Source organism: Nocardia sp. NBC_00403, assembly GCF_036046055.1.
GTDB lineage: Bacteria > Actinomycetota > Actinomycetes > Mycobacteriales > Mycobacteriaceae > Nocardia.
Map to the genome: position 1 here is coordinate 6,696,016 of NZ_CP107939.1, position 25,917 is coordinate 6,721,932.

Sequence of the window (25,917 nt, forward strand, 5' to 3'; positions counted from 1 at the left end):
CCAGACCTGTTCGGACCGGTCGGTTACTCGGACCAGCGCTCTTCGAGCATGGCCGAGACATCCTCGGCGAAGTCGCCGACAGCATCGTCACCCGTGCAGCGGGCGTCCTCGGCCAGCGCCGCCCAACGGTTGATCAATGCCTCCGAGCGCGGCACCGAGAGCCCGTGCTCGCGAGCCGCGGCGATGCGGGCATGGTCCGCGGGCAGGAACCAATAGGTCGACAGCCACACCCAGATCAGGCGGGCCTCCAGGATGCGCTCGGCGAGCACGTCGTCGTCGGCCAGTGCCTGCCAGACGCCGACGACCTCCGAACGCCACGCCTCTACCATCTGCTGTGCGCGTTCGCGGGACAGTTCGAAGTCGCACAGGCATCCAGGGAAAGACACCAGCGCGTAGGCGATGTCGAGGGTGGCATCACGGAAACCGCCCCATTCGTAGTCGAGGAACCGCGCGCCCTCCTCGTTCAGGATGACATTGTCCGGGCACAGATCCGAGGGACTGAAGGCGCGGAAACGCCCCGCGGAGAACAGGCGGTTACCACGCACGATCCGCTCAGCGATCTCACCGGGCACCTCGATGCCGAGCTCGCGCTGCAGCATGCCGGGCACCTCGGAGATTGCGGCCTCGGCCTGCTGCGCGATGCCGTCGACCCGGTGCACCACATCGACGCGGCGCAGCAGCGCGACGAAATCCGCCTCGCGCCCAACAGTTGCCGCATGCATTCTGCCGAGCGCCTGCGCGAAGGCCATCAACCCGTTACGGGTCGCAGGCTCCGAGCCGGACTGCAGGACTGCGGTGATGCTGGCGTTGTCACCGAGGTCGCTGAGGATGAGCAACCGGTCGGGCAGGCTGTGCGCTATCAGGTACGCGCCGGGTCGTTGCTCGCGACTGAGCGCAGTCGTGAACTGGTAGGACACCGCTTCGCGTAGGAATGCGGAGTCGATGCTGGCCACACCGGGCGCTAGCCCTCCGGTGCGGCGATCCTCTGCGGAGCCACGGACCTGCTTGACAATCAGCGTTCGTGGCAACGAAAAGGCGTTCTCTGAAACACGTACGCGTAGGACTGTTGTCCTGCCACTGCCGCTGAGCTCGATCGGATCGCTCAGCTTCACCGGAGCACCCATTCGCTTGGTAAGCAACTGTTGCGCTGCGGACACGACTTCGGCGGCGCGTTCGGCCAATAGTGCGGTCATCGCCATTCAAGCTACTCGCACCGGGTCACTTCTAGCGAGCAGTTACACAACCTTTCCGCGTCGTTCGGCGTGTCTCGGTCGAGGTTGCGGAACGAGCGCTCCTTGCTTGACACCATTGCGCGCGTCCGGTTTTCTCATCGTCAACTGCCGTGCGCCACACCGCAAACCAGTTGCGTCGAAAGGTCTACGACAATGGCCGACACACCGTCATCCACACCGAACGATCCAGCTGGCGAGTCTCCCGAGCACAGCGGTGGCGAGAAGTTCGCCGCGCAGGGTCAGCACGAAAGCTCCGACCCGCAGTCGCCGAGCGCCGGCACCGGCACCGAGCACGGCCGCCACGAGATGGCGGGTCCCGCCGGGTACCCGCAGTTCGAGGGCCCGGGCGCGGCGCAGTACGGCAGCGAACCGGTGGAGCCACCGCCCGCGGCGGCTCCGATGCCGCAGGCCCCACCCCCTCAACAACCGCCTGCGCCGCACCAGCCGACCTACGGTCCGCCGGGGACCGGTCCGGCGGGTCCCCAGCCCGGCAAGATGCCGCCGCCCGGGATGCAGCCCTACCCCGGCGCAACACCGCCACCGCCCAGCATCATGCCGCCACCGCCCGGCGGCCCGCTGCCGACCTACGGCTATCAAGCCGCTGACAACGTTCCTCGCAGTCTCGATGTCGGCAACGCGTTGAGCTACGGCTGGGAGAGGTTCCGGGCGAATCCGCTGCCGTGGCTCGGCACCACCGCGGTCGGCGTACTCATCTATCTCGCGTTCGTCCTCGTCGTCCGGATCACGAATCCGACGTCGATGCTGCCCGTGCTGCTGATCTTCCTGGCCGTGATGGTCGGGATCTGGCTGCTCCAGGCCGCGCTCGTCCGTGGCGCGCTGTACGAAACCGACGGCTACAAACCGGTTTTCGGGTCGTACTTCCACTTCGTGAACGCGGGCAATGTGCTGCTGACCGCACTGCTGGCGTTCGTGCTCACGGGGATCGGTTTCGCGCTGTGTGTCCTGCCGGGGGTCATCGCCGGGTTCCTGTGCATGTTCGCGCTGCACTATGTCGTGGATCAGGATCTGGGCCCGTTTGCCGCGATCAAGGCCAGCGCCACCCTTGTTGTCACCAATGCCGGGCCGGTGCTGTTGCTCGCTCTCGCGGTCATGGTGCTGACCGTCGTCGGCACGATTCTGTGCGGTCTCGGTTTGTTCGTTGCCGCGCCGGTGGCAACTATCGCGGTGACCTTCGCCTACCGCACCCTGACCGCCGGCATGGTCGCGCCGCTCTGAAAACTGGAGCGTGCGGTCGCTAGCCGACCAGCGACCGCATTCCGACCCACTGCTTGAAGCGCGATATGGGTCCGCCCTCGCTGCCTGCGCGAGGGCGCATCTCCAGCACGATCACCCCGGCCACCACGATGCCCGCCAGATTCACCGCCAGCTGGCCGGCCGACATGAACGCGATACGCCATTCCCCCATGGTGGCCGCGACCACGGCGAATCCGGCCGCGGGCACCGTCGTCACCGAAATGAACACCCCGATAAGGGCGGCCGATTTCGCGGTGACCAACGAAAGCATCCCCGCCCCACCGGCGAGCAGCGCGACGACGAGCGAAAACGGACCGACCTCGTAGATGAAGTCGACGTTCTTGATGTCCTCGATGCCTGCGAGGTCGATCCAGCCGAACTGCTCCCAGGCCAGCGTCGCCGCCAGGGTGAACAGCATGGCCACCGGGAACCCGATCGCCAGCGCGAGCGCCGAACGGCGCGCGAGCCGAAAATCACGACGCACCAACCCCACTGCGAACGCCGCCAGCGGTCCGAACTCCGGGCCGACGACCATCGCACCGACGATCGTCACCGGCGAGTCCGTCGCCACACCAACGGCTGCGAGCAGACAGGCGATGGTGAGGAAGGCGACGAAGGTGGAGTTGAGCGACGACTCCTCATGCACCTGGTTGAGCAGCTCCTCCCACACCACCGCATCGGTCGGATCGCCCGGCGCCTCCGTGATCGCGCGCTCCCCGGCATCGGAGAGCACGGTCTCCACTGGTCCGAGAGTGATGCCGCCGGAATGGGTGATGCCGAGCGAGGTGAGGTCGGCCAGCACATCGTTGGCCGCCTCTCGCGCGACATCGGCCTGCACCAGATCCCCCGCAGGCTCGACGGCGATACCCCGCGCCAGCGTCACATGCGTAACGCCCGGATCCGCGGCCAGCACCGACATCACCTTGTCGGTCACATCGGGTGGGCTGATCATACGCAAGTGCAGCAATGGATCCCCTGGTGGTCAGCGTCGATCGAACGACATCGAAAACTGACCAGAAGGTACCGCCTGTGCCGTCGAGCCCGCCATTCCCCGATACGGTCCGCAACCCCCACGTCGGCGATGCCGTTCAGGGGCTGGTTTCGGTCCGGCCACTGCGGGCACTTCCCGGCAGATCCGGCAATCCCGCCTTCTCGACGCGAGAAGTACCCGCTGAGTCCGTGACGGGCACCAACTGAAGGGCAGTAGGCGGACTACTCCACGGTGCGCTCGCCCGTGGCATCGTCGCCCTTCGCCTCGGGGGCCTTCTTCTTCTCCGGTTTGAAGTCGAGCCCGGCTTCCTTGCGCTGCTGCGGGGTGATCGGCGCGGGCGCGTCGGTCAGCGGGTCGACGCCGCCGCCGGTCTTCGGGAAGGCGATCACCTCGCGGATCGAGTCGAGCCCGGCGAGCAGCGCAGTGATGCGGTCCCAGCCGAAGGCGATACCGCCGTGCGGGGGCGCGCCGAAAGCGAAGGCATCCAACAGGAATCCGAACTTCTCCTGCGCCTCCTCATGGCTGATGCCCATCACCTTGAAGACCCGCTCCTGGACATCCCTGCGGTGAATACGGATGCTGCCGCCGCCGATTTCGTTGCCGTTACAGACGATGTCGTAGGCGTAGGCGAGCGCGGAGCCGGGATCGGTGTCGAAGGTGTCGATGGACTCCGGCTTCGGCGAGGTGAACGCGTGATGCACCGCCGTCCAGGCCGAATAACCCAGCGCCACATCGCCGCTCGCGGTCGCATCGGCCGTCGGCTCGAACATCGGCGCGTCCACGATCCAGACGAAGGCCCACGCGTTCTCGTCGATCAGGCCGACCTTGCGGGCGATCTCCCCGCGAGCCGCACCGAGCAGCGCGCGCTGCGCCTTGGCCGGACCGGCCGCGAAGAACACACAGTCACCGGGCTCTGCGCCGACGTGCTTGGCGAGGCCATCGCGCTCGGACTCGCTGAGGTTCTTGGCGACCGGACCGCCGAGCGTGCCGTCCTCCTGCACCAGCACATACGCCAGGCCCTTCGCGCCGCGTTGCTTGGCCCATTCCTGCCATGCGTCGAGCTGACGCCGCGGCTGGCTCGCACCGCCCGGCATCACGACCGCGCCGACGTACTCGGCCTGGAAGACCCGGAAAGGCGTGTCCTTGAAGTACTCCGCGCACTCGGTGATCTCGACACCGAACCGCAGATCCGGCTTGTCGCTACCGAAGCGACGCATCGCCTCCGCGTAGGTCATGTGTGGAATCGGGAAGGGGATCTCGTAGCCGACCAGCTGCCACAGCGCCGCCAGGATCTCCTCGGCGACCAGGATCACGTCCTCCTGGCGCACGAAGCTCATCTCGAGGTCGAGCTGGGTGAACTCGGGCTGACGATCGGCGCGGAAATCCTCGTCGCGGTAGCAGCGGGCGATCTGGTAGTACCGCTCGATCCCACCGACCATGAGCAGCTGCTTGAACAGCTGCGGGCTCTGCGGCAGTGCGTAGAAGCTGCCGGGCTGCAAACGCGCGGGCACCACGAAGTCGCGAGCGCCTTCGGGCGTCGAGCGGGTCAGCGTCGGGGTCTCCACCTCGATGAACTCGTGGGAAGCCAGCACCGCGCGGGCGGCGGCGTTGACCTTCGACCGCAGGCGAATGGCCTTACCCGGCGTCTCACGACGCAGGTCGAGGTAGCGGTACTTGAGGCGGGCCTCGTCACCAGGCTGCTCATCGAGCTGGAACGGCAGCGGGGCGCTCTCGTTGAGCACCTCGAGCTCGGTGACGTTCACCTCGATGCCGCCGGTCGGCAGCTCCGGGTTCTCGTTACCGTCCGGCCGCAGCTCGACCACGCCGGTGACCCGGACGCAATACTCGGCGCGTAGCCGGTGTGCCTGCGCGGCGGGCTCGCCCTCGCGGAACACCGCCTGCGCCACACCCGACGCATCGCGCAGATCGATGAAGATCACGCCACCATGGTCACGTCGCCGGGCCACCCAACCGGTGAGGGTGACGGTCTGACCGGCGTGCTCGCTTCGCAGCGAACCAGCCAAGTGGGTGCGCAGCACTGGATTCCTTTCGACGACTTTCGGCACCGGCAGGCAATGGCCAGGTGCGGTAGCCATCGTAGCCAGCCGGGTTGCCGAGCCGGAAACCGATATCGCCGCTGCTACCCGCCGGTGTCTGCGCGGCAGACACGCCACGCAGTCGAACCGTTCGTCGCCCCGCCCATCGTAGTGAGAATGTTCGTCGGGCGGAAACCGACATCCGCCTTCCCGTTTCGGGCCAGGAAACAAAGACCCTGGAGTTGCCCAACCCGATTGCGCCGGAACCGACCGTAACGAGAGGAGACAGCGGCGACACGACCAGATGATCAATCAAATCTGCGGCTGCAGCCGCAGATAACTGCATCAGCCTCGACAATCACACAGAACGATTATGGTGCCGCTGCTCGACCACGGCGTCTCCAGATCAAACCGGCTTGTGTAGATTGTTCACTTTGGACCCGCCGATAGAGCGCCATAATTTCCAGACCGAACGACGGACAAAGAATACCGCCAAGATCCCTACCAGGGCAAACATGGATATATTATCAGGTTGAATGGATGTCGGCGCAGCAGCATACGCAATTGGCTGCGGAATGCTGCAGCACGGTCTGCCAAAGCATTAACCCGTATCGTGACGACACTATGTCTCCCCCATTTTATCACCGTCAATTGGCGTAGGAGTGCAGGACCAACCGGTAACCTCGATGATACATGGGTAGGTTTCAACACCGTTATTGAAAGTCATCTGGACTCGACTATCCAAGAACAGAATCTACTCGCAGAGCCCACATCTGACCCCCTGGCAGATAATTCATCCCGCAGTCGAAAGAATTTAGCAATCGGACCGACCGGGCACAAGAGTTCGCGCTGGCTCAAACGCGCCGGTGGTGGCAATCCGCCGCTCCTGAAGCCGCTGTCCGACAACGCCATCCGCGAACTCCGCCGCACCCGCCGTCGACGACGACGACCGGATCCAGCGCGCCGCACAGGGTCGAATCAACCTGCAGGCGTGGAATCACGAGATCGTGATGAGACACGTTAGTCGAGGGGAAACCGATATCGCCCTGTCCATGCCAAGCTCTAGACAACGCCGCGCCTGCGGGCCGATAACACAGAGAGCGACGACGATGACCTTCAACGAGGGCAGGCAGATCGACCCGGATCGGGTTTCATGGGGCGGCGGCCCGGGCAGAGGCGGCAAGATCGCGCTGGGCGGCGGCGCCGGTGGTCTTGTCCTGCTGGTACTGACGCTGCTGTTGGGCGGCGATCCCGGCTCGGTGCTCGGCAATTTCACCGGCGCCGAGAACGCCCAGGTACAACCGGGCGCCGGCCGCATCCCGGAGCGCTGCACGGATAGCGCGAGCGCAAACAAGTACGTCGACTGCCGGGTCGCACTCACCGTGGAGAGCCTGGACGCGGTGTGGCAAACCGAACTGCCGAAGCAGACCGGCCAGCGCTATGTCGACCCGAAGGTGGTGCCGTTCTCGGGCGCGGTCTCGACCGGCTGCGGCAATGCGACCAGCGCGGTCGGCCCGTTCTATTGCCCGGCCGATATGACCGCCTACTTCGACATCAGCTTCTTCCGGGAACTCGTCGACCGATTCGGCGCCAGCAGCGGCCCGCTCGCTCAGGAATACGTGGTAGCGCACGAATTCGGCCACCACATCCAGAACCTGCTCGGCGATATCGGTCGCGCCCAACGTGATCCGCGCGGGCCCGAGTCCGGAGCGGTGCGTACCGAACTGCAGGCCGACTGCTACGCGGGCATCTGGGCACATTTCGCCGACAAGTTGCCCGCACCTGGCGGTGATCGGCCGTTCCTGAAGCCGCTGTCCGACAACGACATTCGCGATGGGCTCTCTGCCGCGTCCGCGGTCGGCGATGACCGCATCCAGCGTGCGGCGCAGGGCCGGGTGAACCCGGAAGCCTGGACTCACGGATCCTCCGATCAGCGCCAGAAGTGGTTCCTCACCGGCTACCGCACCGGTGAGGTCAACGCCTGCAACACGTATTCCGCGCCGGACCTGAACAATCCGCCTGGGCTGCGCTGAACGAACCACTCCGACAACAACTCTGCCCGGCACCGGATGCTCGACACGGCAGCCGGGTAGGGCCGCCGCAATTCGGCACGCTGTAATGATCGATGTCGAATTGCCCGGGGCACACCGAAGATGGGGATTTCATGCGAAAAATGACATCGGCACTGCTGATTCTCGTAGTGGCACTTGCGGGCAGCTGGGGCGTCGCCTCGGCCGAGCCGGCACCGGATGCACCAACGCCCGCGGTGCCCGCCGTCGCCCTGCTCACGCTGACGACCATGCCCAGCGGCTGGCAGAGCCGCATCGACCTGCGCCCGGCGCTGGAGGTGTACCCCGACGGCCGCGCGATCAAGACGCCGGACGCCACGGCCGCCGATCGGGTCCCCACTACGCCGCCGCAACGACTGAACGGGACGGTCTCGCCGGTTGTGCTGAACGCGGCGCTTGCCGAGATCAGGGCATTGGCGACGCTGGATCTCGGCATGCCGAGCGCCACCGATCAGGGCACCCAGATCATCGATGTCATGCCGCAGCAGCCGGACCAGGACGTGCACGTGATCATGTATGCCCCGGATCTCACCGACGGCCTGACCAGCGAGCAGAAGGCCGCACGTCAACGTTTCGGCGACCTGTACCGCAAACTCGTGGACTCCTTCGTGCAGGGTTGATCGCAGTCCACGAGGCTACCGGCCTCCCCAATTCTCGCGACGGCGGCCGGTAGCGTTCCGATGGCAAACGGTGTTCCCACCCATGCCCGAGGAAACCTGGCGGGTTCCGTCCAGCTTTTGGCCGACCACCCAGCTCGTCGATAACTGTGCCTACCTCCCGCGGCCGGGAGGTAGGCACTATCGCGAGATGCCGTGCCGGCGCCGGCTCAGAACTGGTCCTGCTCGTAGTCGGAGCTGACCATCTCGTCCGAATGCGTCGCACCGATGACGTCCGGCGTGGACTCACCGAGCGGCCCCGTGAGGTCGTCGTTGCCGGTGCGGCTCTGGTACGGGTCCACGTTGCGCGAGTGTTCGTCGTTGTCACTGCCGCGCTGCCCTGCCGCGGCGGGAGCGCCACCGCCCATGAAGTTGGAGTTGCCTGCTCCGGCCGGGGTGGTGCTCGAGCCGGAACCGAGCGACGAACCCGGCATACCCGCGACCGGCCGCAGCGCGGGCGGCACCGTGGCGCCGGGCAATCCACCCGCCTTCGGCGTCGAAGGTGAGCTCGGGCTGCTCGGCGAGCCGGAACGGCTCGGGCTGCCGGAGCGGCTCGGCGAACCGATCGCGCCGCTCGGCGAGCCCGCTGCGCCCGGCGAACTCGGACTCGCCGAGGCCGGATTCGTCGAGGCGCCGAGACCTGAGCCGCCCGTGTCGAGCGCGCTGGCCGCTTTGGTCCCGGTGTCCTGCGCGACTTCCTGGGCCTGAGCCATGATCGGCTCACCGATGTTCTGCATCACCGCTTGCGCCACTTCTTGCGGCTGCGGCAAACCGCCCGGTGCGATCAGCTGGTTCACCAGGCCGGTCAGCTCGGCCGTCTTGCCGGCCAGGTCGCCGCGGGTCGCATTGGCAACGCCTACCGCTTGCCCGAGATGCTCGGTGGCAGTGGCGATCAGCGAAGCCTGCGCGGGCGGGGTCAGGATCAGCGGCGCGAGCGCAGCGGCCTGGGTGGCGAACGAGGTCGCGATCCCGGTCAGCTGCACGTTGCCCTGCTGCACCACTGCGGCGGCCTTCGTGGTCAGATCGGAGATGTCGAAGCCGCGCTGGCTGGTGTCCTGCCCCTCGGTGTTCGCCTTCTGTCCCGCGACCTGCGCATTGCGCGCTGCCTGCCCTTGCCACAGCTGGTCGACGGTCGCCATGCTGCCCTTGCCTACCTGCATCGCCGATTCGATGACCTTGGAGGACTCGGCCAGAATCTTGGTCGGGTCGATGGCGCCGAGGATGCCGGTGCCGAAGCTGCCGAGCAGATCCAGGATCGGTTTGAACAGCATGTCGACGCCGGGCAGTGCGGGCAAGGACAATCCGCTCATCAACGCCGCGACCGGATCGGCGGGCAGTGCGGGCAGTGCGGATATATCCGGCACTGCCGCGGCAGCCGGAGTTGCGGCAGCCGCCGCACCAGCGCCACCACCGAGCGCGCCATGGGCCTGACCGAGCACGCCCTGCGCCGCGCCGAGGACGGGAGCCGCTGCGTGACCGATCGCCGCGTTGGCGCTGTCGAGCATGCTCGACACGTCCGACGGAATGCCGGCGAGGATGTCGTTCGGGTCGGATGCCGGATTGCCGGACAGGCCCGGCATCCCGGCCGGGGCGGCGCCGAGGGTCTGCGAGTCTTCGCTGATCTTGCGCGCCAGATAGAACTCGGGCGCCTCGATCGGCGGCATGTCGGCGGGCAATTGCCCCAACGGCACGTCGATCAGACCCTGCGACGGTGCGCTCTGCGCGGCGTTGATCACCGACTGCTGTGCTGCGCCCGCGGCGTGATCGACCGCGCTCGCGGTCTGGTCGGCGGGTGCGATGACACCCGAATTCGCCGTGTCCAGTGGCTTCATACCGCGCCTCCGATCTGGTTGCCGAGCGACGCCATCGAGCCCGCGTTGCCGAGATCGGTGCTGTTGATGGTGGCAACCGTGCTGAAGGTGGCCTCCGACAACTTGGCGTACTTCCCCGAGAGATCATTGATATCCCTGGCCTGCAACACCTGCGCGGCGGCGAACGCCACCAGATAGTCGGCGCCGATCAATCCGAAGACCGGCGTCATCGCGACGACATTGCCGACCGCGTCTAAATTGCCCGCCCCCGCGATCTCACCGGCGATCCCGGCATTCGTCGCGGCGAATGCCGCAACCCCTTCGGTATCCATCGAGAAATCACTCATCGAGCTGCCCCCCAATCATCGTGAACATCAGTTTCGTGCACTTGGCTCGGTCGTACGTCAACTCCCTGCCCGAGCGACAACGCCGCCACGGATGGGCCCAATATAGCGGACCCTACCGGCAAGTTTCGAGCCCAACAGGCCCCCGGAAACGAACCGATCGCCGCCGAGAAGGAACTGGAACGTGTTGCAAATTAGAACAAGTTCTATATTCTCGGTGCCATGAAGGTCGCAGTGACCGGCGCAGCCGGCTACCTTGGCACGAACCTGCTCAGCCTGCTCGTCGGGCGCGGGCACGAAGTCGTCGCCATCGACCGCGTGGTCCCCGAGGGCCCCGCGGATCCCCGCGTCACCTGGATGTCGGGCAACGTGCTGGATCCGGAGTCGATGCACACCGTGCTCGCAGGCGCGGAGATCGTGTACCACCTGGTCGCCGTGATCACCCTGGCCGAGAAGAACGACCTGGCATGGAAGGTGAACACCGAGGGTGTCCGCGTGGTCGCCGAGGCCGCGCTCGACCTCGGCGTGCGCCGGATGGTGCATGCCAGCTCCATCCACGCCTTCAACCAGTACAGCTGCGGCGGCCGCATCGACGAGGGCTCACCGCGCTCCACCGCGGACAGCCTGCCCGTCTACGACCGCTCCAAATGGGCGGGCGAGGTCGAACTGCGCAAGGTGATCGACAAGGGCCTCGACGCGGTGATCTGCAATCCCACCGGCGTGTTCGGCCCGGTAGACCACAGCACCCCGCTCTCGCGCATCAATCGCACCCTCAAGGACGCCGCGCGCGGCCGGGTGCCCGCGATGATCGGCGGCAGCTTCGACCTCGTCGACGTACGCGACGTGGCACAGGGCCTGATCCTTGCCTCGGAGCGCGGGCGCACCGGCGAGAACTACCTGCTCGGCGGATCGATGATCTCGATGCTCGACCTGTGTCGCCTCGCGGCAGGCCACGGCGGCAAAAAGGGCCCGAAATTCACCATCTCGCCCCGCCTCGTCGGCGGCCTCATTCCGGTGCTGGAGCCGATCGGCAAGATGCTCGGCACCGACATCATGTCGCGCGCCGCACTCGGCGCACTGCTCTCGGCGCCCATCGTCGACCACGACAAAGCGACGCGGGAAATCGACTACCAACCGCGCCCCATCGACGAAACCGTGCGCGATCTGGTGACCTTCTTCGCCGCTCCGGCCCAGCTGACGCCGCCCAACACCAGGCAGATCGCTTGACCCTCGTCGCTTGACATGCATTAGAACGCATGTTCGACTGAAGGGGTGCGGTGGCAAAGCCAAACCCTGGACGCCGACGACGGCGCCTTGCCCGGTCTGGACCGGGCCGACTTCGTGCGCACCGTGCAAACACCGGAATTCGACGGCATCACCTTTCACGAGGTGCTGTGCAAAAGCGCACTGAACAAGATGCCAGAGGGTGCGAACCTACCGTTCCATTGGACGATCAATCCGATGCGCGGCTGCTCGCACGCCTGCCGCTATTGCTTCGCACGCGGCACGCACGAGTATCTGGAGCTGGACGCGGGCCGCGATTTCGATTCGCAGATCGTGGTGAAGACCAATATCGCCGCGGTGCTGCGCAAGGAACTCGGTAGACGGTCCTGGCATCAGGAACCGGTCGCGCTCGGCACCAATACCGATCCTTATCAACGCGCCGAGGGCCGATATCGATTGATGCCGGGAATCATTCGCGCACTCACCGATTCCGGCACGCCGTTCTCCATTCTGACCAAAGGCACCCTGCTGCGCCGCGATCTGCCGCTGCTGACACTGGCGGCGCGCCAGGTTCGGGTGAGTGTGGCGGTGTCCGTCGCGATCCTCGACCTCGATCTGCACCACAGTCTCGAGACGGGCACGCCGTCACCGACGGCGCGCCTGGACCTGGTGCGTGCACTGGCCGACGCCGGATTCGACGTGAATGTCATGGTGGCGCCGGTGATTCCCTACCTCACCGACAGCAAAGCCCACCTCGACGAGCTGTTCGGCGAGATCGCCGCAGCGGGAGCCGCTTCGGCCATCGCGTTCCCGATGCACCTGCGCGGCAGCACCCGCGGCTGGTTCCTCGGCTGGCTGGCCGAAGCCCACCCAGCGCTGCTGCGCCGCTACCGGCAGCTGTACGGCCGCGGCGCCTATGTCACGCCCGAGTACTCGACCTGGCTGCGCGAACGCACCCGGCCGCTGCTGCAACAGCACGGCCTGACCCGCGAGCAACCTCCGCAACCGCAGGCGCCGCCACAGCGCCCGCCCACGACCGACGAACAACTGTCCCTGTTCGCCTGAGCGCCATTTCCCTCGAGCACCTGCTCACCATGGTCGCACCGAACAATTCCTATCGGACCGCGCGCTTCACGTTCAATCGCCTGCGCGGCGGAGTAGGTTGGCCATTGGCACCCTCTCACCGACGAGGAAGTGAAGCAGGCATATGGTTTCGCACCAAAATGATGTCGGCACAGCGAAATTGGAAAAGGTCGTAATTCGGTTCGCCGGGGACTCCGGGGACGGAATGCAGCTCACGGGTGACCGTTTCACGCACGAAGCGGCCGCATTCGGCAACGACCTCGCCACCCAGCCCAACTTTCCCGCGGAAATTCGCGCGCCACAGGGCACGCTACCGGGCGTTTCGTCCTTCCAGATCCAGATCGCCGACTACGACATCCTCACCGCGGGCGACCAGCCCGACGTGCTGGTGGCGATGAACCCGGCGGCCCTGAAGGCCAATGTAGAGGACCTGCCGCGCGGCGCCACCGTCATTGTGAACACCGACGAGTTCACCAAACGCACCCTGGCCAAGGTCGGCTACGCCACCGACCCCCTCGATGACGACTCCCTGTCGGATTTCGTGGTGCACCGGGTTCCGATGACCTCGCTGACCCTGGGCGCCACCGAGCCCACCGGCGTCGGCAAGAAAGACGGCCAGCGCGCGAAGAACATGTTCGCGCTCGGGCTGATCTCATGGATGTACGGCCGCCCGATCGACGGCACCGAGCAGTTCGTCCAGGAGAAGTTCGCCGCCACACCCGATATCGCCGAGGCGAACCTGCTCGCACTGCGCGCCGGCTGGAACTACGGCGAGACCACCGAGGCCTTCGCCACCACCTACGAGGTCGCCCCCGCGGCGCTGCCGCCGGGCACCTATCGGCAGATCACCGGCAACACCGCACTCGCGTACGGACTGGTGACCGCCGGACAGCTGGCCGGCCTGCCCGTCTTCCTCGGCACCTACCCGATCACGCCCGCCTCGGACATCCTGCACGAGCTGAGCAAACACAAGAACTTCGACGTCACCACCTTCCAGGCCGAGGACGAGATCGCCGGTATCGGTGCCGCGCTCGGTGCCGCGCTCGGCGGCGCGCTCGGGGTCACCAGCACCTCTGGCCCTGGATTGGCGCTCAAGAGCGAAACCATCGGACTCGCGGTGATGACGGAACTGCCGCTGGTGGTCATCGATGTGCAACGCGGCGGCCCGTCCACCGGGCTGCCGACCAAGACCGAACAGGCCGACCTCCTGCAGGCGCTCTACGGCCGCAATGGTGAATCCCCCGTCGCGGTGCTCGCGCCCCGCTCCCCCGCCGACTGTTTCGCGACCGCCGTAGAAGCCGCACGGATCGCGCTCACCTACCGCACCCCGGTGCTGCTGCTCTCCGACGGCGCCATCGCCAATGGCTCCGAACCGTGGTCGATTCCGAACGTGTCCGAGCTGCCGCCGATCGATCCGGCGTTCGAGCCGGATGCGGACGAGGAGGGCGGCTTCCAGCCTTACGCCCGCGACCCCGACACCCTCGCTCGCCCGCTTGCCGTACCGGGCACCAAGGGTCGCGCTCACCGAATCGGCGGACTCGAAAAGGCCGACGGCAGCGGCAATATCTCCTACGAGCCGGCCAACCACGAGCTGATGGTGCGCCTGCGCCAGGCCAAGATCGATGCGATCGCCGTTCCTGATGTCGAGGTCGACGATCCCGACGAGCGCGCCGAACTGCTGCTGCTCGGCTGGGGCAGTTCGTTCGGGCCGATCGGTGAGGCGTGTCGCCGGGCCCGCCGTCGCGGCGTCCCGGTCGCACAGGCGCACCTGCGCCATCTGAATCCGTTGCCCGCCAACCTCGGTGCCGTGCTGCGCCGCTATCGCACCGTCGTCACGCCGGAGATGAACGGCGGCCAGCTGGCGATGCTGCTGCGCGCGAAATATCTGGTGGACGTGCAGCCCTGGACCAAGATCGCGGGCACCGCGTTCGCCGCCCAGGAGCTCGTCGGGGTGATCGATGCCGCGCTGGACGGCTCGATCGAGGAGATGGAAAACGACAAGGCCTTCGCCGCGCGAGCGGGGGCCACCTACCGCGCCACTAGCATCGGGGGCAACGAATGACCATCCTGGAAACCTCGCTTGTCGGAACAGATCTGGGCCTGACCGGGCGGTCCGGCGTGCCGGCCGCCGACGGTCCGCAGAAGGTGAAGGAATTCACCTCCGATCAGGAGGTCCGCTGGTGCCCCGGCTGCGGCGACTACGTGATCCTGGCGACCGTGCGCAGTTTCCTGGCCGAACTCGGGTTACGCAGGGAGAACCTGATGTTCGTTTCCGGGATCGGCTGCTCCAGTCGCTTCCCGTACTACCTGGAGGCCTACGGCATCCACTCCATCCACGGCCGCGCACCCGCCATCGCCACCGGTCTCGCGGTGACACGCCCTGATCTCTCGGTGTGGGTGGTCACCGGTGACGGCGACGCGCTGTCCATCGGCGGCAACCACCTCATCCACGCGCTGCGACGCAACGTGAACATGACGATCCTGCTGTTCAACAATCGGATATACGGCCTCACCAAGGGCCAGTACTCGCCGACCTCGGAACCGGGCAAGATCACCAAATCCACCCCCATGGGGTCGGTGGACCACCCGTTCAACACACTGTCGGTCGCGCTCGGTGCCGAGGCCGGATTCGCCGCGCGCGCATTGGATTCCGACCGCCCCGGCCTCACCGAGGTATTGCGTGCCGCCGCCGATCATCGTGGCACCTCGTTCGTCGAAATCCTGCAGGACTGCCCCATTTTCAACGATGGTTCCTTCGATGTGCTGCGCCGCGGCGACGCCGAATCCCGGCTGATCCCGCTCCGGCACGGCGAGCCGATCCGCTTCGGCGCCGATGGCGAATTCGCGGTGGTGCGCAACGGTTTCGCCCTCGAAGTGGCCCGCACCGACGCCGTCGCGGCGTCCGACATCGTCGTGCACGATGCCTACACCGACAACCCCGAATACGCCTACGCCCTCTCCCGCCTCTCCGACCAGGACCTCGGCCACGTGGTCACCGGCATCTTCCGCGCCGTCACCCGTCCCACCTACGACGACGGCGTCCGCGCCCAGGCCGCGATGGCCCGCGAACGTAAACCGTTAGATCAGGATTCGCTGCAATCGCTACTCAACGGCTCCGAAACTTGGACCATCGGCGAGTAGCGGACCAGCTCGGCAGGCGTCAGGCGCGCTTGGCGAAGCCGAGGTCGATGACCGCGTCGCGTTCCTGCTCGAGCTCGGCGACACTGGCGTCGATACGGGCGCGGGAGAAATCGTCGAGTTCCAGGCGCGGCACGATGGTGTACTCGCCGTCGGCACAGGTGACCGGGAACGAGCTGATGATGCCCTCGGGCACACCGTAGGAGCCATCGGACGGGACGGCCATGGACGTCCATTCGCCGTCCGGGGTACCCAGCACCCAGTCGTGGATGTGGTCGATGGCGGCGCTGGCCGCACTGGCTGCCGACGAAGCGCCGCGGGCCTGGATGATCGCCGTGCCGCGCTGCTGCACGGTGGGGATGAACTCCGCACGCAACCAGGCCGCATCGTCGATGAGGTCAAGGGCGCGCCGACCGCCGACCGTAGCGTGGGTGATGTCGGGGTACTGAGTGGCCGAGTGATTGCCCCAGATCGCGACGCGGGCGATGTCGGATCCTGACGCGCCGGTCTTCTTGGCCAACTGCGCGATCGCCCGATTGTGGTCGAGGCGAGTCATCGCCGTGAAGCGCTCGGCGGGCACGTCGGGGGCGTTGCTCATCGCGATGAACGCGTTGGTGTTGGCGGGATTGCCGACCACGAGCACCTTCACATCGTCGGCGGCGCTGGCATTGATCGCCGCACCCTGATCGGTGAAGATCGGCCCGTTGGCGTTCAGCAGATCAGAGCGCTCCATCCCCGCTGTCCGTGGCCGCGCACCGACCAGCAACGCCACATTCGCGCCCTCGAAACCCACCCATGGGTCGTCGCTGATGTCGATCGATTCCAGCAGCGGAAACGCGCCGTCCTCCAGTTCCATCGCCACGCCTTCCAGCGAAGCGACGGCGGCCGGAATCTCCAGCAATCGCAACCGCACCGGCGTATCCGCCCCGACCATCGCCCCGGACGCGATCCGGAACAGCAGACCATAGGCGATCTGCCCCGCAGCTCCGGTAACAGCGACAGTGACGGGCGCGGTGCTCACGACGAACTCCTTGCGGTAGGCGGACACTCGAACCCCACCCTATCGAGTCTCACCGCTCCCGAGCCCCGGTGGTGAGCTACCAGACAGTTGCCCTACCGAAGCTCTGGGCATCCACGCGTGGTTCACCCTCGGCAATTCTCACCGTGTTCGGGCGAGCGACGCCCCGGACTTCGCGGGAGCCGGCACAGGTCAGCACAACGCCGCGACCTCGCCGTCGGTCAGCACAATCGGCGACACATAGTCCTTCTCCCGCGCCATCTGCACGGCCCGATACAGCGGCCGCTCCTCGAGCCCCGCGTCGCGCGCCTCGGCGCGGAGCTGGTGGACCAGCATCGACGAAACCGCAACGGCCGCAGCCAATGGGCACGAGGCAAGAGCGTCGGCCAGTTTGCGGAGGCCGATCAGGTGTAGTTCGCGGCCACTGCCCGTGTCGGTGTACATCGCCAGCGGAATGATCTGGGTGTCGGCTCCCGCAGTCACCCGCAGCACGATGCGACTGAGCCGGGCCGGAAAGACGAGAATCTCGACACCGGTCGCGGCCGCGATGTCGACGCGCCGCGCACCGAACAATCGCCGCGCGTGAATCGTGGTCCCGGCCAGCCACATTCGCCGCCGCCGCAACGCCATCGCATACCCGACGGTGGGCGCGCCGACGACAAAGCCGATCAGCACCGCGATCGGCCAGCTCACCAGCAATGCCGCCAACAGTGCGGCGCCGACTCCGACCCCCACTGCGGCGAGTGCGAGTCGCCGCAGCATGGGGGCATACGTCTCCGGCGCGACCAGGTCGAGTCCGACCGGTGAAACAGGCTGAGAATCCCCGGGATTCGACGGTTCTACAGTCACGGCAACACATTCGTACGGGTGGCGGTGTACCCGGGCACCGTACTACTCGGAGCGGGTGAGCACGGCCACGACGGCGGTAACCGTCTCGTCCAATGGGATCTGACGTTGATCACCGGTCGCCATGTCCTTCATGCCGATCGTCCCTTCGGCCAGGTCACGGTCGCCGAGAACCAGGGTGAGCTTCGCACCGGACTTGTCGGCCGCCTTCATCGCGCCCTTCACACCACGCCCGCCGTAGGCCAGATCCACCCGGACGCCCGCGGCGCGCAACTGCGCGGACAGCACCACGAGGCGCTGTTTGGCGGCGTCACCCAGCGGCACCCCGAAGACCTCACAGCGCGCCGGATCACCCACCGACTTGCCCTCCGCGGCCAGCGCGAGCACGGTGCGGTCGACTCCGAGACCGAAGCCGATGCCGGACAGCGGTTGACCACCGAGTTCGGCCATCAGGCCGTCGTAGCGACCACCGCCGCCGATGCCGGACTGCGCGCCGAGACCGTCGTGCACGAATTCGAAGGTCGTCTTCGTGTAGTAGTCCAGGCCGCGGACCATGCGCGGATTCACCACGTACGGCACACCGAGCGCGTCGAGGTAGCCGAGCACCTGCTCGAAGTGCGTCTTCGCCGATTCCGACAGGTGATCGATCATCAGCGGCGCGTTCGCGGTGAGCTCCCGCACCTCGGGGCGCTTGTCGTCTAGCACGCGCAGCGGGTTGATCTGCGCCCGCCGTTTGGTCTCCTCGTCGAGCGGGAGCTTCAACAAGAACTCCTGGAGCAGTTCCCGGTACTGCGGGCGGCAGGTCTCGTCGCCGAGCGAGGTGATCTCGAGCCGGAAGCCTGTCAAGCCGAGCGCGCGGAATCCGGCATCGGCGATCGCGATCACCTCGGCGTCCAGCGCCGGATCGTCGACACCGATCGCCTCGACGCCGACCTGCTGTAGCTGCCGGTAGCGGCCCGCCTGCGGCCTCTCGTACCGGAAGAACGGTCCCGCGTAGACCAGCTTCACCGGCAATTGGCCACGATCGAGGCTGTGCTCGATCACCGCGCGCATCACGCCGGCGGTGCCTTCGGGACGCAGCGTCACGCTGCGATCGCTGCGATCGGAGAAGGTGAACATTTCCTTGCTCACCACATCGGTCGACTCGCCGACACCGCGCGCGAACAGTTCGGTGTCTTCGAAGACCGGCAGCTCTACATGCCCGTACCCGGCGAGGCGGGCGGCGCGAATGAGGCCATCGCGCACCGCGACGAACTCGGCCGAGCTGGGTGGCACGTAATCCGGTACCCCCTTCGGGGCGGAGAAGCTGCTGGTCTTGGTCACGATTGTCCAGTTTCCACCACCACCGCCCGTCAAGTCCAACCGGTTAGCCTTGCGCGCCCGCGGCATGATCAACTCCGGTCGCTTGCACCGGGCCTTATATTCTCGGCGGGCTTCGTCCGGCGTAGCAGAGCTATACACGCTGGGATGGCTCCGCCTTCGGCGAGACCGACGGAACGCTGGACAGCTGCGGCGCACTCTCGCGCATGACACTCCCATCGCACGCGGTCGCGCCAAAGCGCTTCGTGGCCGCCGGAATGCTGACGGTATGGTGGCCGCATGAACACACGCATGCTGCGAAATCGCCGCATTTCGGGTGTTCTATTCCGGAAGTAACGGATACGGGAGGAACGTGGTAGTGCCGAGCAACGAACAGCGGCGAGCAGCGGCCAAACGCAAGCTGGAACGCCAGCTCGCCAACCGGGCCGATCGGGCGCGCAAGCGCAAGCAACTCGCGATCGCCGGGTCTGTGCTCGGCGTCGTCGTCGCGGTCGCGGCGGTCACCGGCGTCTATTTCCTGACCCGTGGCGACGACAGCGAGAACAACGCCGCGTCCGAGACCAAGGACGCCTCGCTCTCGGCTGCGGCGCCGCCTGCCGCGCAGGCCAAGCCCGCCTCGGTGAACTGCACCTACCGCGACGGCCAGCGGCCCGCGGACAAGCCGGTGAACAAGCCGCGCACCGAGGGCATCCTGACCGACGGCCCCAATGCCAAGTTGAGTGTCAGCATGGAAACCAGCCAGGGCCCCATCGGCCTCACGTTGAACAACGCCGAGTCACCCTGCACCGTGAACAGTTTCGCGAGCCTGGCGAGCCAGGGCTACTTCGACGGGTCCAGCTGCCACCGCATGACCGCGGGCGAGGGCCTGAAGGTGCTGCAGTGCGGTGACCCGACCGGCACCGGAATGGGTGGTCCCGGTTACGAATTCGCCAACGAATACCCGACCGATCAGTACGCGCCCGGCGATCCGGCCGCGGAATCGCAGCCGGTCGCCTACAAGCGCGGCGTGCTCGCGATGGCCAATGCGGGCCCCGGCCCCGATGGCGGCGGCACCAACGGCAGCCAGTTCTTCATCGTCTATGGCGATTCCGAATTGCCGCCGCAATACACCATTTTCGGCACTGTCGACCAGGACGGCCTCGCGACGCTGGACAAGATCGCCAAGGGTGGTCAGGACAACGCGAACGGCCCCGGCGACGGCAAGCCGAAGCTTCCCGTGACCATCTCCTCGATGCGCCTCGACTGAGTCATCCGAACCGGCCAGGGTAGGCGACCCTAATCATCCGGTAAGGGTGAGCTAAAACAGAAGATCCTCCGGCGCTTTGCGCTACGTGCCGGAATTGTGCGATATATGCTGTTAAGCGGCACGCCCGTACGGTTGTGTCGAGCTTTCTCGGGTAATCTCGAAACAAGGAGTTCCCGTAGCGCAGTCACACCCTGAAACAGGATGATCCCCCTGGGGGAATGCCACGCCACGAGCACTCTTGGTGTCCGCGTTTGCAGGCGGGGCAGCGTCCGACGGACTACAGTTCGCGTGGCGGTGTCCGTGACGAAGCACCACAACATCCATAGTGATCACTGCAGCATCGGGGAGCAGCCATGTCCGAGGAACTGGACGACATCGGCCGGGAAACCGCGGCCATGGTAAAGACTATGTTGCAGCTTGCGACCCTGGTCGCGCTGCGGGCCCGTGAACGTGGTCAGAAAGAAGCCGAAGCGCGCGTCAAGGTCACCGAGGCCCGCAACAAGGAAGCCAGAGAGCTTCAGATCCGTGAGGCTCGCGACGCCAAGGCCAAAGATCCGCGCAACCTGGAACTGGCCAGAATGGTCGAGAAAACGGTGCCCGCCAAGGGAATCTCCTTGGAGAAGGACCGATTCGCGGCACAGGCCGAAGCCAGCCGCATGGCCGCCACCGCCTCCGCCGCAGCCAAGCCGCTCGTCCGTTACGACTCCGCCGAACGGCGCACGGCCATCGCGGCCCACCTCGCCAGGATCGGCATCTCACCGGAGTTGGCGGCAGTACGGATGCTCATCGAGGTCGGGCAGGCGCTGCCACCGGAAGAAGCGGTCCGCGTCCGTAATGAAGAGGCTCGAGCGACCGCGGCCAGGGGCCGGGAGCAGGAATCCCGCGGCCTGGAGCGCGTCCGACAGTAAGCCACGAGAAACGCCCGCTGATCCAGCGGGCGTTTCGTCATTCCGCGGACCGGTATGTCCGCTGCGCCTTCAGGATTCGCTCACATTCGGAAGTCGCCGACGGTCGGATCACCGAACAGCCCCTGGGCCGGGGACTTCAGCGGCAGCGGGCTCAGCATGTCCTTGTGCCCGTTGCGCACGCTGCAGTACTTGAACGGCCCACGGGGATCGAACAGTTTCGTCATATGCGGGTCGGCATGGTCGAGGAACCACACGCTCAGCCCGGTGCTCGGCTGCAGCCGGTAGTGCTCCCACGCCCGCCACAGCGCATCCAGCCGCGCCACCGCCTCGGCATGCTTCCACCATTCGGGGCACCACACCGTTTCACTGATGTCGGTCACCTGGCGGCGGTAGACGAGACTCAGATAGTTCTCGACGAATTCCACCACGCTGGTGTGAATCATCGGCTGTTGCTGCTGTTCGGTCACAGCGGCCGGACCTCCTCGGATTGGCCGTATTCAGGTGGTGGAGTGACCTTGGTCAGCGAAGGTGAGCCGATCAGGTCGATGATTTCGGTCTTGCGCCCCGGGAGATGGTGCTCGATCGACTTCTTCACGTCGGCAGAGTACTCGCCCTCCCACCAGGGCACGGTGCGGACCAGCACCGCAGGCTGGCCGGAGGTGAAGACGATCGCACGGCCCTGCGGCAGGGTTGCCAACCCGTGCGCGGTGAACGTCTTCGACGAGCCGAGCGAGCGCGAATAGCTCTTGCCGCCTTTGGATTCGGAGACCGAAGAGGACACGGCATCGTATTCGCCGATCGCCTCGGAGCGGTCCCGCAGGAAATTCATATCGTCCACACCGGGGCCGAGCACCTTGACGTTGGCCGCCGACCACAGCGCGAGCATGCCGGCGTCTCCCCAGCAGCGCGCACCCTGGGCCCAGGACTGCAGCACCGTCATCACCACGATGCCGCGCGATCCGAAGTGGCTGTACTGCTTGGGCAGATCCTTCCAGCGCACCACGTTGGCCGCCTCGTCGAGCACGGCGAGCATCGGAATGGGCAGGCGACCGCCCGGCGAGCGCGACGCCTTACGCATGGCCACGTCGATGACGGCCTCGGTCAGCGCACTCACCAGGGGCGCCGCGGAGCCGCGACCCTCCAGCGAGAGGCTGTAGAGGGTGCCGTTGGCCTCGAGGAAGGCGAGTTCGTCGAACTGCTCTCTGTTGTCGCCGGGCAAGATCCAAGAGTGCACGTTCGACAGCTGCAGACACCGGATCATCTTCTTCGCGGTACCGAAAATGCCACTCTTGGTTCGCGGATCGGCGTTGTACTGCATGGCAAGACCCGAGGCCGTGTAGTGCTTGCTGGCATTGCGCAGCAGCTCGATGGGCTCGGAGTCACCGGGGTTGGTCACCCAGTCCCACACCTGCACGATCGGCAGGCCGCCGAGCGCCGCGGCCAGGAACAGACCGGCCAGCAGATCTTCGGCCTCCGGGTCGAAGAACACATCCGACTTCGTGGAGTCCGAACCGTTGTCGGCGTCGGCGAAGTGCCCGGCCAGTCGCGCGGCCCGCATTTCGGCGCCGTCGTGGTGAGCATCCACCCAGGCCAACGGATCCCAGTACCAGGTGGGTTCCTCGCCCGCCACGCCCTGTGGGTCGAAGACGAATGTCGGACTTCCCTTGGCCTTGCGCACATCCCGGGTCGCGTCCACCACGTCCCGTTTGTTGGAGGTGGCAAGGACCGGACCGATCGCGGTCAGGATCGCCGGGATCACCCGTGAGGTCGACTTGCCCTGCCGCGGACCCCAGATATCCAGGTGCAGGTCCTCGTAGGAACCGTAGAGCATCACCCCGTCGGCGACACCGATGCCGATCGGCACACCGGGTGCGTCGTTGTAACCGAGACGCACACCGAGCGTTTCGGCCTTGGCCCGCACGCCTGCCTCGGTGAGCGAGGCGATGGCGCTGCCGTTGCCCATCACATCGGCCTTGTCGTCGATGGCCAGGCGTCCTTTGCCCTGGCGCTTCTGCAACTGCTTGCGCACGTAGAGGTAGACCAGTAAGAGCCCGATCACCAGCAGCACGAGGACCGTGGATGCCCGCGGCCAGTGCAGTTTGCCGCGGGCGAGGTCGGCGACGATGGCGATCGGATTGATCGGGACGTCCTGGCGGGTGACCGCCATCGCGTTGCCGAGATGCAGTGCGATCCACAGAGTCCCGAGGATCGCGAAACCGGCGTAGATCATGTACAGGGTGACGTCGGGCCCGGCTATGGCCGGATCCTGCACCTTCTTCTTCTTCGCCATGTCTGCCTCCTGTCGGGACCGTGCGGTGTGGTCTGCGCTGGATCAGCGGTACGCGTCGAGCCGCCAGCCGTCCGATGTGCGGACGACGGTGGCGATGACCGTGGCGGGCGGCAGCTTTTCCTTGCGCCCGTTCGGGTAGACGACCGTCTGCTCGATGCCGATCTTGAATTGTTGGATGTTCGGGTCCGCGCCTACCGGCGGCTTGTCCCCGGACGCGAAGGTGAACGCCTCCACGCGCGCCTTCGCTGTGGCCCACTGCGCCCACTGCAGTGTCGCCTTCGGCGTCTCCAGCCCGGTCGGGACGCTGTCCAACATCCGAATCATGCTGGGGCCCAGCCATTTCCTGGCCCGAGTCAACGAGGCGCCCTGATCCTCGGTGGCAGGATGCCAGGTATAGATCTCCTTCAGCGCGGCAACCGCGACACCATCCGGCGTCACCGGGTCGGGTGCGGGCACCTCCTCCAGCAATCGAGTCGTGGACGTGGGTGGGTGTGACACACCGGAATTCACGTCGCCACCCTCTCCACGACCGCAGGCGGCACCAAGCATCGCGACGCTCACCACCAGCATCACCACCAGTATCGCGCGGGCTTTCACTTTGTCATTCAAGACTAATCGGTCATTCAAGGCTAACCGCCGTGACCGACACGTGGGCGCTCCGACAGCCTCCGGAGCCTGGGTGTGTTCACTCCCGCTGCTCACAGTACCCTCCTGGCTCGCGCGTCTCCGGGCACCGCGACCTGGGTCACGCCGCCGCGCGAGCGCGCCTCCGCACCTGGCACCGACTGGATCATTCGTCCATTGCCGGAATAGATTCCGACCTGCGCGGGACCCCGCGGGCCGAAGGCACTGAACACCAGATCACCCGGCGCCAGTTTGCCCATCGGCACCTCGACACCCGCCTCCCACTGCTGTTCGGCGGTCCGCGGCAATGTCACGGTCCCGGAGGAGGCCGCGAACACCGCCGCCGAGGTCAAGCCGGGACCGTCCAGACCGCCACCGCTGGGTCCCTGCGGACCACCGCCGCCCCAGACATACGGCTGACCGAGCCATTCGTGCGCGGCCTCCACGATGTTCTCCCCACTGGACCCACCCTTCGGAGTGAAGCGACCGAGCGAGCCCGGCGCCCGGTACTGCGGCTCCATCGCGAGGATGTTCGCGACATAGGGCTGGGTCTCGGAGTAGTGCGCCGCCACCTGATTCGGCATGCCGCCGGAGGCGAGCACCGCGCCCTCACCTGCGTTGTAGGCGGCCAGGGTCAACGCGGTGATGTCGCCGTGCACGCGCCCCTCGGCCTGCCAGGCCATGATCTTGTGCGCGATGGCGCACATATAACGGCCCTGGCCGACGATCGCATCGCCGTCGTCCCACACGCTGGCAACGCCGTTGCCATCGGCGTCGACGACATACGGGCGGCCGTCGTCGGGGTTCGTGCTCGCCGCGGTGCCCGGCAGGAACTGCGCGAGGCCCTGCGCACCGGCCGGTGAGTTCGCGCCGCGCTGGAATCCGGACTCCTGCCTACCCTGGGCAGCCAACAGCGACGGGGTGATCTGCGGGCACAGCGAGCCCGCACGGCGATACCAGATTTCGAGCTCCGGGGGCACCTTGCCCGCGGCCAGCGCGCCGCCTGCGGTGCCGAAGCCACGGCTGCACCGCGGATCGTTCGAAAACGCCCGCGCACCACCGACATCCGGCGTCGGCGCACCGTCGAGCCACGGCAGTGGGTCGATTTGACGCCCCCCGGTGAAGCGGCCGCCCGGCACGATCTCGAAATGCAGATGCGGACCACTGGATTCACCCGCCGAGCCCACCTGAGCGATCGGCTGGCCCGCGGTCACCGTGTCGCCGACGCGCACGTGCACACCGCTGTCCCACATGTGGCCGTACACCGCCGAATACGAGCGGCCGTTGGTGTCGACCGAGTCGACGACGATCCAGTTGCCGAAACCCGATGCGGGACCGGCCGCCACAACGCGGCCTTCGGACACCGAGTAGATCGTGGTGCCGTCGGTGGCGGCCAGGTCGACGCCGAGATGAGCGCCGCCGCGCGCACCGAACACATCGGACACGGTGAAGGTGCCCACCGCCAGTGGCAAGGTGCGACGGATCGGCCCGCTACCGGCCGCGAGCGACGGCGTCCCGGTAGCGGTCGGGTTCGTCTGCGTCACAGAAGGATTCGTTGCCGTAGAGGTGGCGATCGAGGCTGCGGCGCGGGGATCACCCGGCGCGAAACCACCCAGCGACGGCAGGGCGGTCTGCGACGGCCCGAGCACCGAGTAACCCTCACAGTCCTCATCCACCGCGGGCATCACGATCACTACGACAAGGGTCATCAGCGCCAGCACCGCGCCGAGGGCAAACCAGAGGATGGAGCGGCCGGTCACCGCGACACCCGCACAGCCGGATTCGACACCCGTCGAGGTGGATTCGGCACTACCCGCGTAGGCCGCA

Annotated in this window: 21 protein-coding genes; 9 read left to right on the top strand and 12 right to left on the bottom strand. The window is 66.6% G+C overall.

Annotation, left to right across the window (positions count from 1 at the left end):
• Nucleotides 1-23: 23 nt before the first annotated feature.
• The gene (locus OHQ90_RS29870; RefSeq protein ID WP_328403143.1) at nt 24-1,193 is read right to left on the bottom strand and encodes a phosphotransferase family protein; all 1,170 of its coding nucleotides are present in this window, start codon (nt 1,191-1,193) and stop codon (nt 24-26) included.
• A gap of 192 nt (nt 1,194-1,385) precedes the next feature.
• On the opposite strand from OHQ90_RS29870, the gene OHQ90_RS29875 reads away from it, so the two are divergent.
• Complete coding sequence (locus OHQ90_RS29875) at nt 1,386-2,468, top strand: hypothetical protein (RefSeq protein ID WP_328403145.1); 1,083 nt, start codon at nt 1,386-1,388, stop codon at nt 2,466-2,468.
• A 19-nt stretch (nt 2,469-2,487) separates the two neighbouring features.
• Here OHQ90_RS29875 and OHQ90_RS29880 read toward each other — a convergent pair whose 3' ends face one another.
• Together OHQ90_RS29880 and aspS are read right to left on the bottom strand one after the other, a co-directional pair.
• Nucleotides 2,488-3,453 (bottom strand): DUF389 domain-containing protein, encoded by a 966-nt coding sequence (locus tag OHQ90_RS29880; RefSeq protein ID WP_328403147.1) that lies wholly within the window; start codon nt 3,451-3,453, stop codon nt 2,488-2,490.
• A 245-nt stretch (nt 3,454-3,698) separates the two neighbouring features.
• On the bottom strand, nt 3,699-5,516 hold the full coding sequence (aspS, locus tag OHQ90_RS29885; RefSeq protein ID WP_328413178.1) for an aspartate--tRNA ligase: 1,818 nt from the start codon (nt 5,514-5,516) through the stop codon (nt 3,699-3,701).
• Between the two features lie 1,106 nt (nt 5,517-6,622).
• Here aspS and ypfJ point away from each other — a divergent pair.
• Together ypfJ and OHQ90_RS29895 are read left to right on the top strand one after the other, a co-directional pair.
• Nucleotides 6,623-7,546 carry a KPN_02809 family neutral zinc metallopeptidase gene (gene ypfJ, locus OHQ90_RS29890; RefSeq protein ID WP_328403149.1) on the top strand — a complete coding sequence of 308 codons (924 nt, stop codon included), beginning with the start codon at nt 6,623-6,625 and terminating at the stop codon, nt 7,544-7,546.
• Between the two features lie 140 nt (nt 7,547-7,686).
• Entirely contained in the window at nt 7,687-8,202 is a 516-nt protein-coding gene (locus tag OHQ90_RS29895; protein ID WP_328403151.1) for a hypothetical protein, read from the top strand.
• 206 nt (nt 8,203-8,408) lie between these two features.
• Here the strand turns inward: OHQ90_RS29895 and OHQ90_RS29900 are convergent, their stop codons facing one another.
• Together OHQ90_RS29900 and OHQ90_RS29905 are read right to left on the bottom strand one after the other, a co-directional pair.
• Complete coding sequence (locus OHQ90_RS29900; protein WP_328403153.1) at nt 8,409-10,070, bottom strand: hypothetical protein; 1,662 nt, start codon at nt 10,068-10,070, stop codon at nt 8,409-8,411.
• Nucleotides 10,067-10,396 (bottom strand): type VII secretion target, encoded by a 330-nt coding sequence (locus tag OHQ90_RS29905; RefSeq protein WP_328403155.1) that lies wholly within the window; start codon nt 10,394-10,396, stop codon nt 10,067-10,069. The genes OHQ90_RS29900 and OHQ90_RS29905 overlap by 4 nt, the downstream gene beginning before the upstream one ends.
• A 219-nt stretch (nt 10,397-10,615) precedes the next feature.
• Here OHQ90_RS29905 and OHQ90_RS29910 point away from each other — a divergent pair, with 219 nt between their 5' ends.
• The 4 genes from OHQ90_RS29910 to OHQ90_RS29925 all read left to right on the top strand — a co-directional run bounded on the left by OHQ90_RS29910 (nt 10,616) and on the right by OHQ90_RS29925 (nt 15,841).
• Nucleotides 10,616-11,620 (top strand): NAD-dependent epimerase/dehydratase family protein, encoded by a 1,005-nt coding sequence (locus OHQ90_RS29910; RefSeq protein WP_328403157.1) that lies wholly within the window; start codon nt 10,616-10,618, stop codon nt 11,618-11,620.
• Between the two features lie 45 nt (nt 11,621-11,665).
• On the top strand, nt 11,666-12,682 hold the full coding sequence (locus tag OHQ90_RS29915; RefSeq protein WP_328403159.1) for an Rv2578c family radical SAM protein: 1,017 nt from the start codon (nt 11,666-11,668) through the stop codon (nt 12,680-12,682).
• 142 nt (nt 12,683-12,824) lie between these two features.
• The gene (locus OHQ90_RS29920) at nt 12,825-14,762 is read left to right on the top strand and encodes a 2-oxoacid:acceptor oxidoreductase subunit alpha (RefSeq protein ID WP_328403161.1); all 1,938 of its coding nucleotides are present in this window, start codon (nt 12,825-12,827) and stop codon (nt 14,760-14,762) included.
• Nucleotides 14,759-15,841 carry a 2-oxoacid:ferredoxin oxidoreductase subunit beta gene (locus OHQ90_RS29925; protein ID WP_328403163.1) on the top strand — a complete coding sequence of 361 codons (1,083 nt, stop codon included), beginning with the start codon at nt 14,759-14,761 and terminating at the stop codon, nt 15,839-15,841. Before OHQ90_RS29920 ends, OHQ90_RS29925 begins: the two co-directional genes overlap by 4 nt.
• 19 nt (nt 15,842-15,860) lie before the next feature.
• Here OHQ90_RS29925 and OHQ90_RS29930 read toward each other — a convergent pair whose 3' ends face one another.
• From OHQ90_RS29930 to hisS, 3 genes are all read right to left on the bottom strand, one after another.
• On the bottom strand, nt 15,861-16,859 hold the full coding sequence (locus OHQ90_RS29930; protein ID WP_328403165.1) for a malate dehydrogenase: 999 nt from the start codon (nt 16,857-16,859) through the stop codon (nt 15,861-15,863).
• Nucleotides 16,860-17,048: 189 nt separating this feature from the next.
• Complete coding sequence (locus OHQ90_RS29935) at nt 17,049-17,705, bottom strand: hypothetical protein (protein WP_328403167.1); 657 nt, start codon at nt 17,703-17,705, stop codon at nt 17,049-17,051.
• 42 nt (nt 17,706-17,747) lie between these two features.
• On the bottom strand, nt 17,748-19,025 hold the full coding sequence (hisS, locus tag OHQ90_RS29940; protein ID WP_328403169.1) for a histidine--tRNA ligase: 1,278 nt from the start codon (nt 19,023-19,025) through the stop codon (nt 17,748-17,750).
• Between the two features lie 355 nt (nt 19,026-19,380).
• On the opposite strand from hisS, the gene OHQ90_RS29945 reads away from it, so the two are divergent.
• Both OHQ90_RS29945 and OHQ90_RS29950 read left to right on the top strand, forming a co-directional pair.
• Entirely contained in the window at nt 19,381-20,268 is an 888-nt protein-coding gene (locus tag OHQ90_RS29945) for a peptidylprolyl isomerase (RefSeq protein ID WP_328403171.1), read from the top strand.
• Between the two features lie 353 nt (nt 20,269-20,621).
• Nucleotides 20,622-21,176, top strand: coding sequence for a hypothetical protein (locus OHQ90_RS29950; RefSeq protein WP_328403173.1), 555 nt, complete (start codon nt 20,622-20,624; stop codon nt 21,174-21,176).
• Between the two features lie 80 nt (nt 21,177-21,256).
• Here the strand turns inward: OHQ90_RS29950 and OHQ90_RS29955 are convergent, their stop codons facing one another.
• The 4 genes from OHQ90_RS29955 to OHQ90_RS29970 form a co-directional block, all read right to left on the bottom strand.
• Nucleotides 21,257-21,643, bottom strand: coding sequence for a DUF4913 domain-containing protein (locus OHQ90_RS29955; protein WP_328403175.1), 387 nt, complete (start codon nt 21,641-21,643; stop codon nt 21,257-21,259).
• Nucleotides 21,640-23,466, bottom strand: a complete 1,827-nt coding sequence (locus OHQ90_RS29960) for a type IV secretory system conjugative DNA transfer family protein (RefSeq protein WP_328403177.1) — start codon at nt 23,464-23,466, stop codon at nt 21,640-21,642. Before OHQ90_RS29960 ends, OHQ90_RS29955 begins: the two co-directional genes overlap by 4 nt.
• A gap of 42 nt (nt 23,467-23,508) precedes the next feature.
• Nucleotides 23,509-24,075: a hypothetical protein gene (locus OHQ90_RS29965; protein WP_328403179.1), complete on the bottom strand. Its 567-nt coding sequence runs from the start codon at nt 24,073-24,075 to the stop codon at nt 23,509-23,511.
• Nucleotides 24,076-24,164: 89 nt separating this feature from the next.
• Nucleotides 24,165-25,850, bottom strand: a complete 1,686-nt coding sequence (locus OHQ90_RS29970; RefSeq protein ID WP_328403181.1) for a peptidoglycan DD-metalloendopeptidase family protein — start codon at nt 25,848-25,850, stop codon at nt 24,165-24,167.
• Nucleotides 25,851-25,917 lie beyond the last annotated feature (67 nt).

Excerpts from the sequence above, each read along its gene's own strand:
- OHQ90_RS29870 (WP_328403143.1), bottom strand. The coding sequence starts at position 1,193 with ATGACCGCACTATTGGCCGAACGCGCCGCCGAAGTCGTGTCCGCAGCG.
- OHQ90_RS29875 (WP_328403145.1), top strand. The coding sequence starts at position 1,386 with ATGGCCGACACACCGTCATCCACACCGAACGATCCAGCTGGCGAGTCT.
- ypfJ (WP_328403149.1), top strand. The coding sequence starts at position 6,623 with ATGACCTTCAACGAGGGCAGGCAGATCGACCCGGATCGGGTTTCATGG.
- OHQ90_RS29895 (WP_328403151.1), top strand. The coding sequence starts at position 7,687 with ATGACATCGGCACTGCTGATTCTCGTAGTGGCACTTGCGGGCAGCTGG.
- OHQ90_RS29900 (WP_328403153.1), bottom strand. The coding sequence starts at position 10,070 with ATGAAGCCACTGGACACGGCGAATTCGGGTGTCATCGCACCCGCCGAC.
- OHQ90_RS29905 (WP_328403155.1), bottom strand. The coding sequence starts at position 10,396 with ATGAGTGATTTCTCGATGGATACCGAAGGGGTTGCGGCATTCGCCGCG.
- OHQ90_RS29910 (WP_328403157.1), top strand. The coding sequence starts at position 10,616 with ATGAAGGTCGCAGTGACCGGCGCAGCCGGCTACCTTGGCACGAACCTG.
- OHQ90_RS29920 (WP_328403161.1), top strand. The coding sequence starts at position 12,825 with ATGGTTTCGCACCAAAATGATGTCGGCACAGCGAAATTGGAAAAGGTC.
- OHQ90_RS29925 (WP_328403163.1), top strand. The coding sequence starts at position 14,759 with ATGACCATCCTGGAAACCTCGCTTGTCGGAACAGATCTGGGCCTGACC.
- OHQ90_RS29950 (WP_328403173.1), top strand. The coding sequence starts at position 20,622 with ATGTCCGAGGAACTGGACGACATCGGCCGGGAAACCGCGGCCATGGTA.
- OHQ90_RS29960 (WP_328403177.1), bottom strand. The coding sequence starts at position 23,466 with ATGGCGAAGAAGAAGAAGGTGCAGGATCCGGCCATAGCCGGGCCCGAC.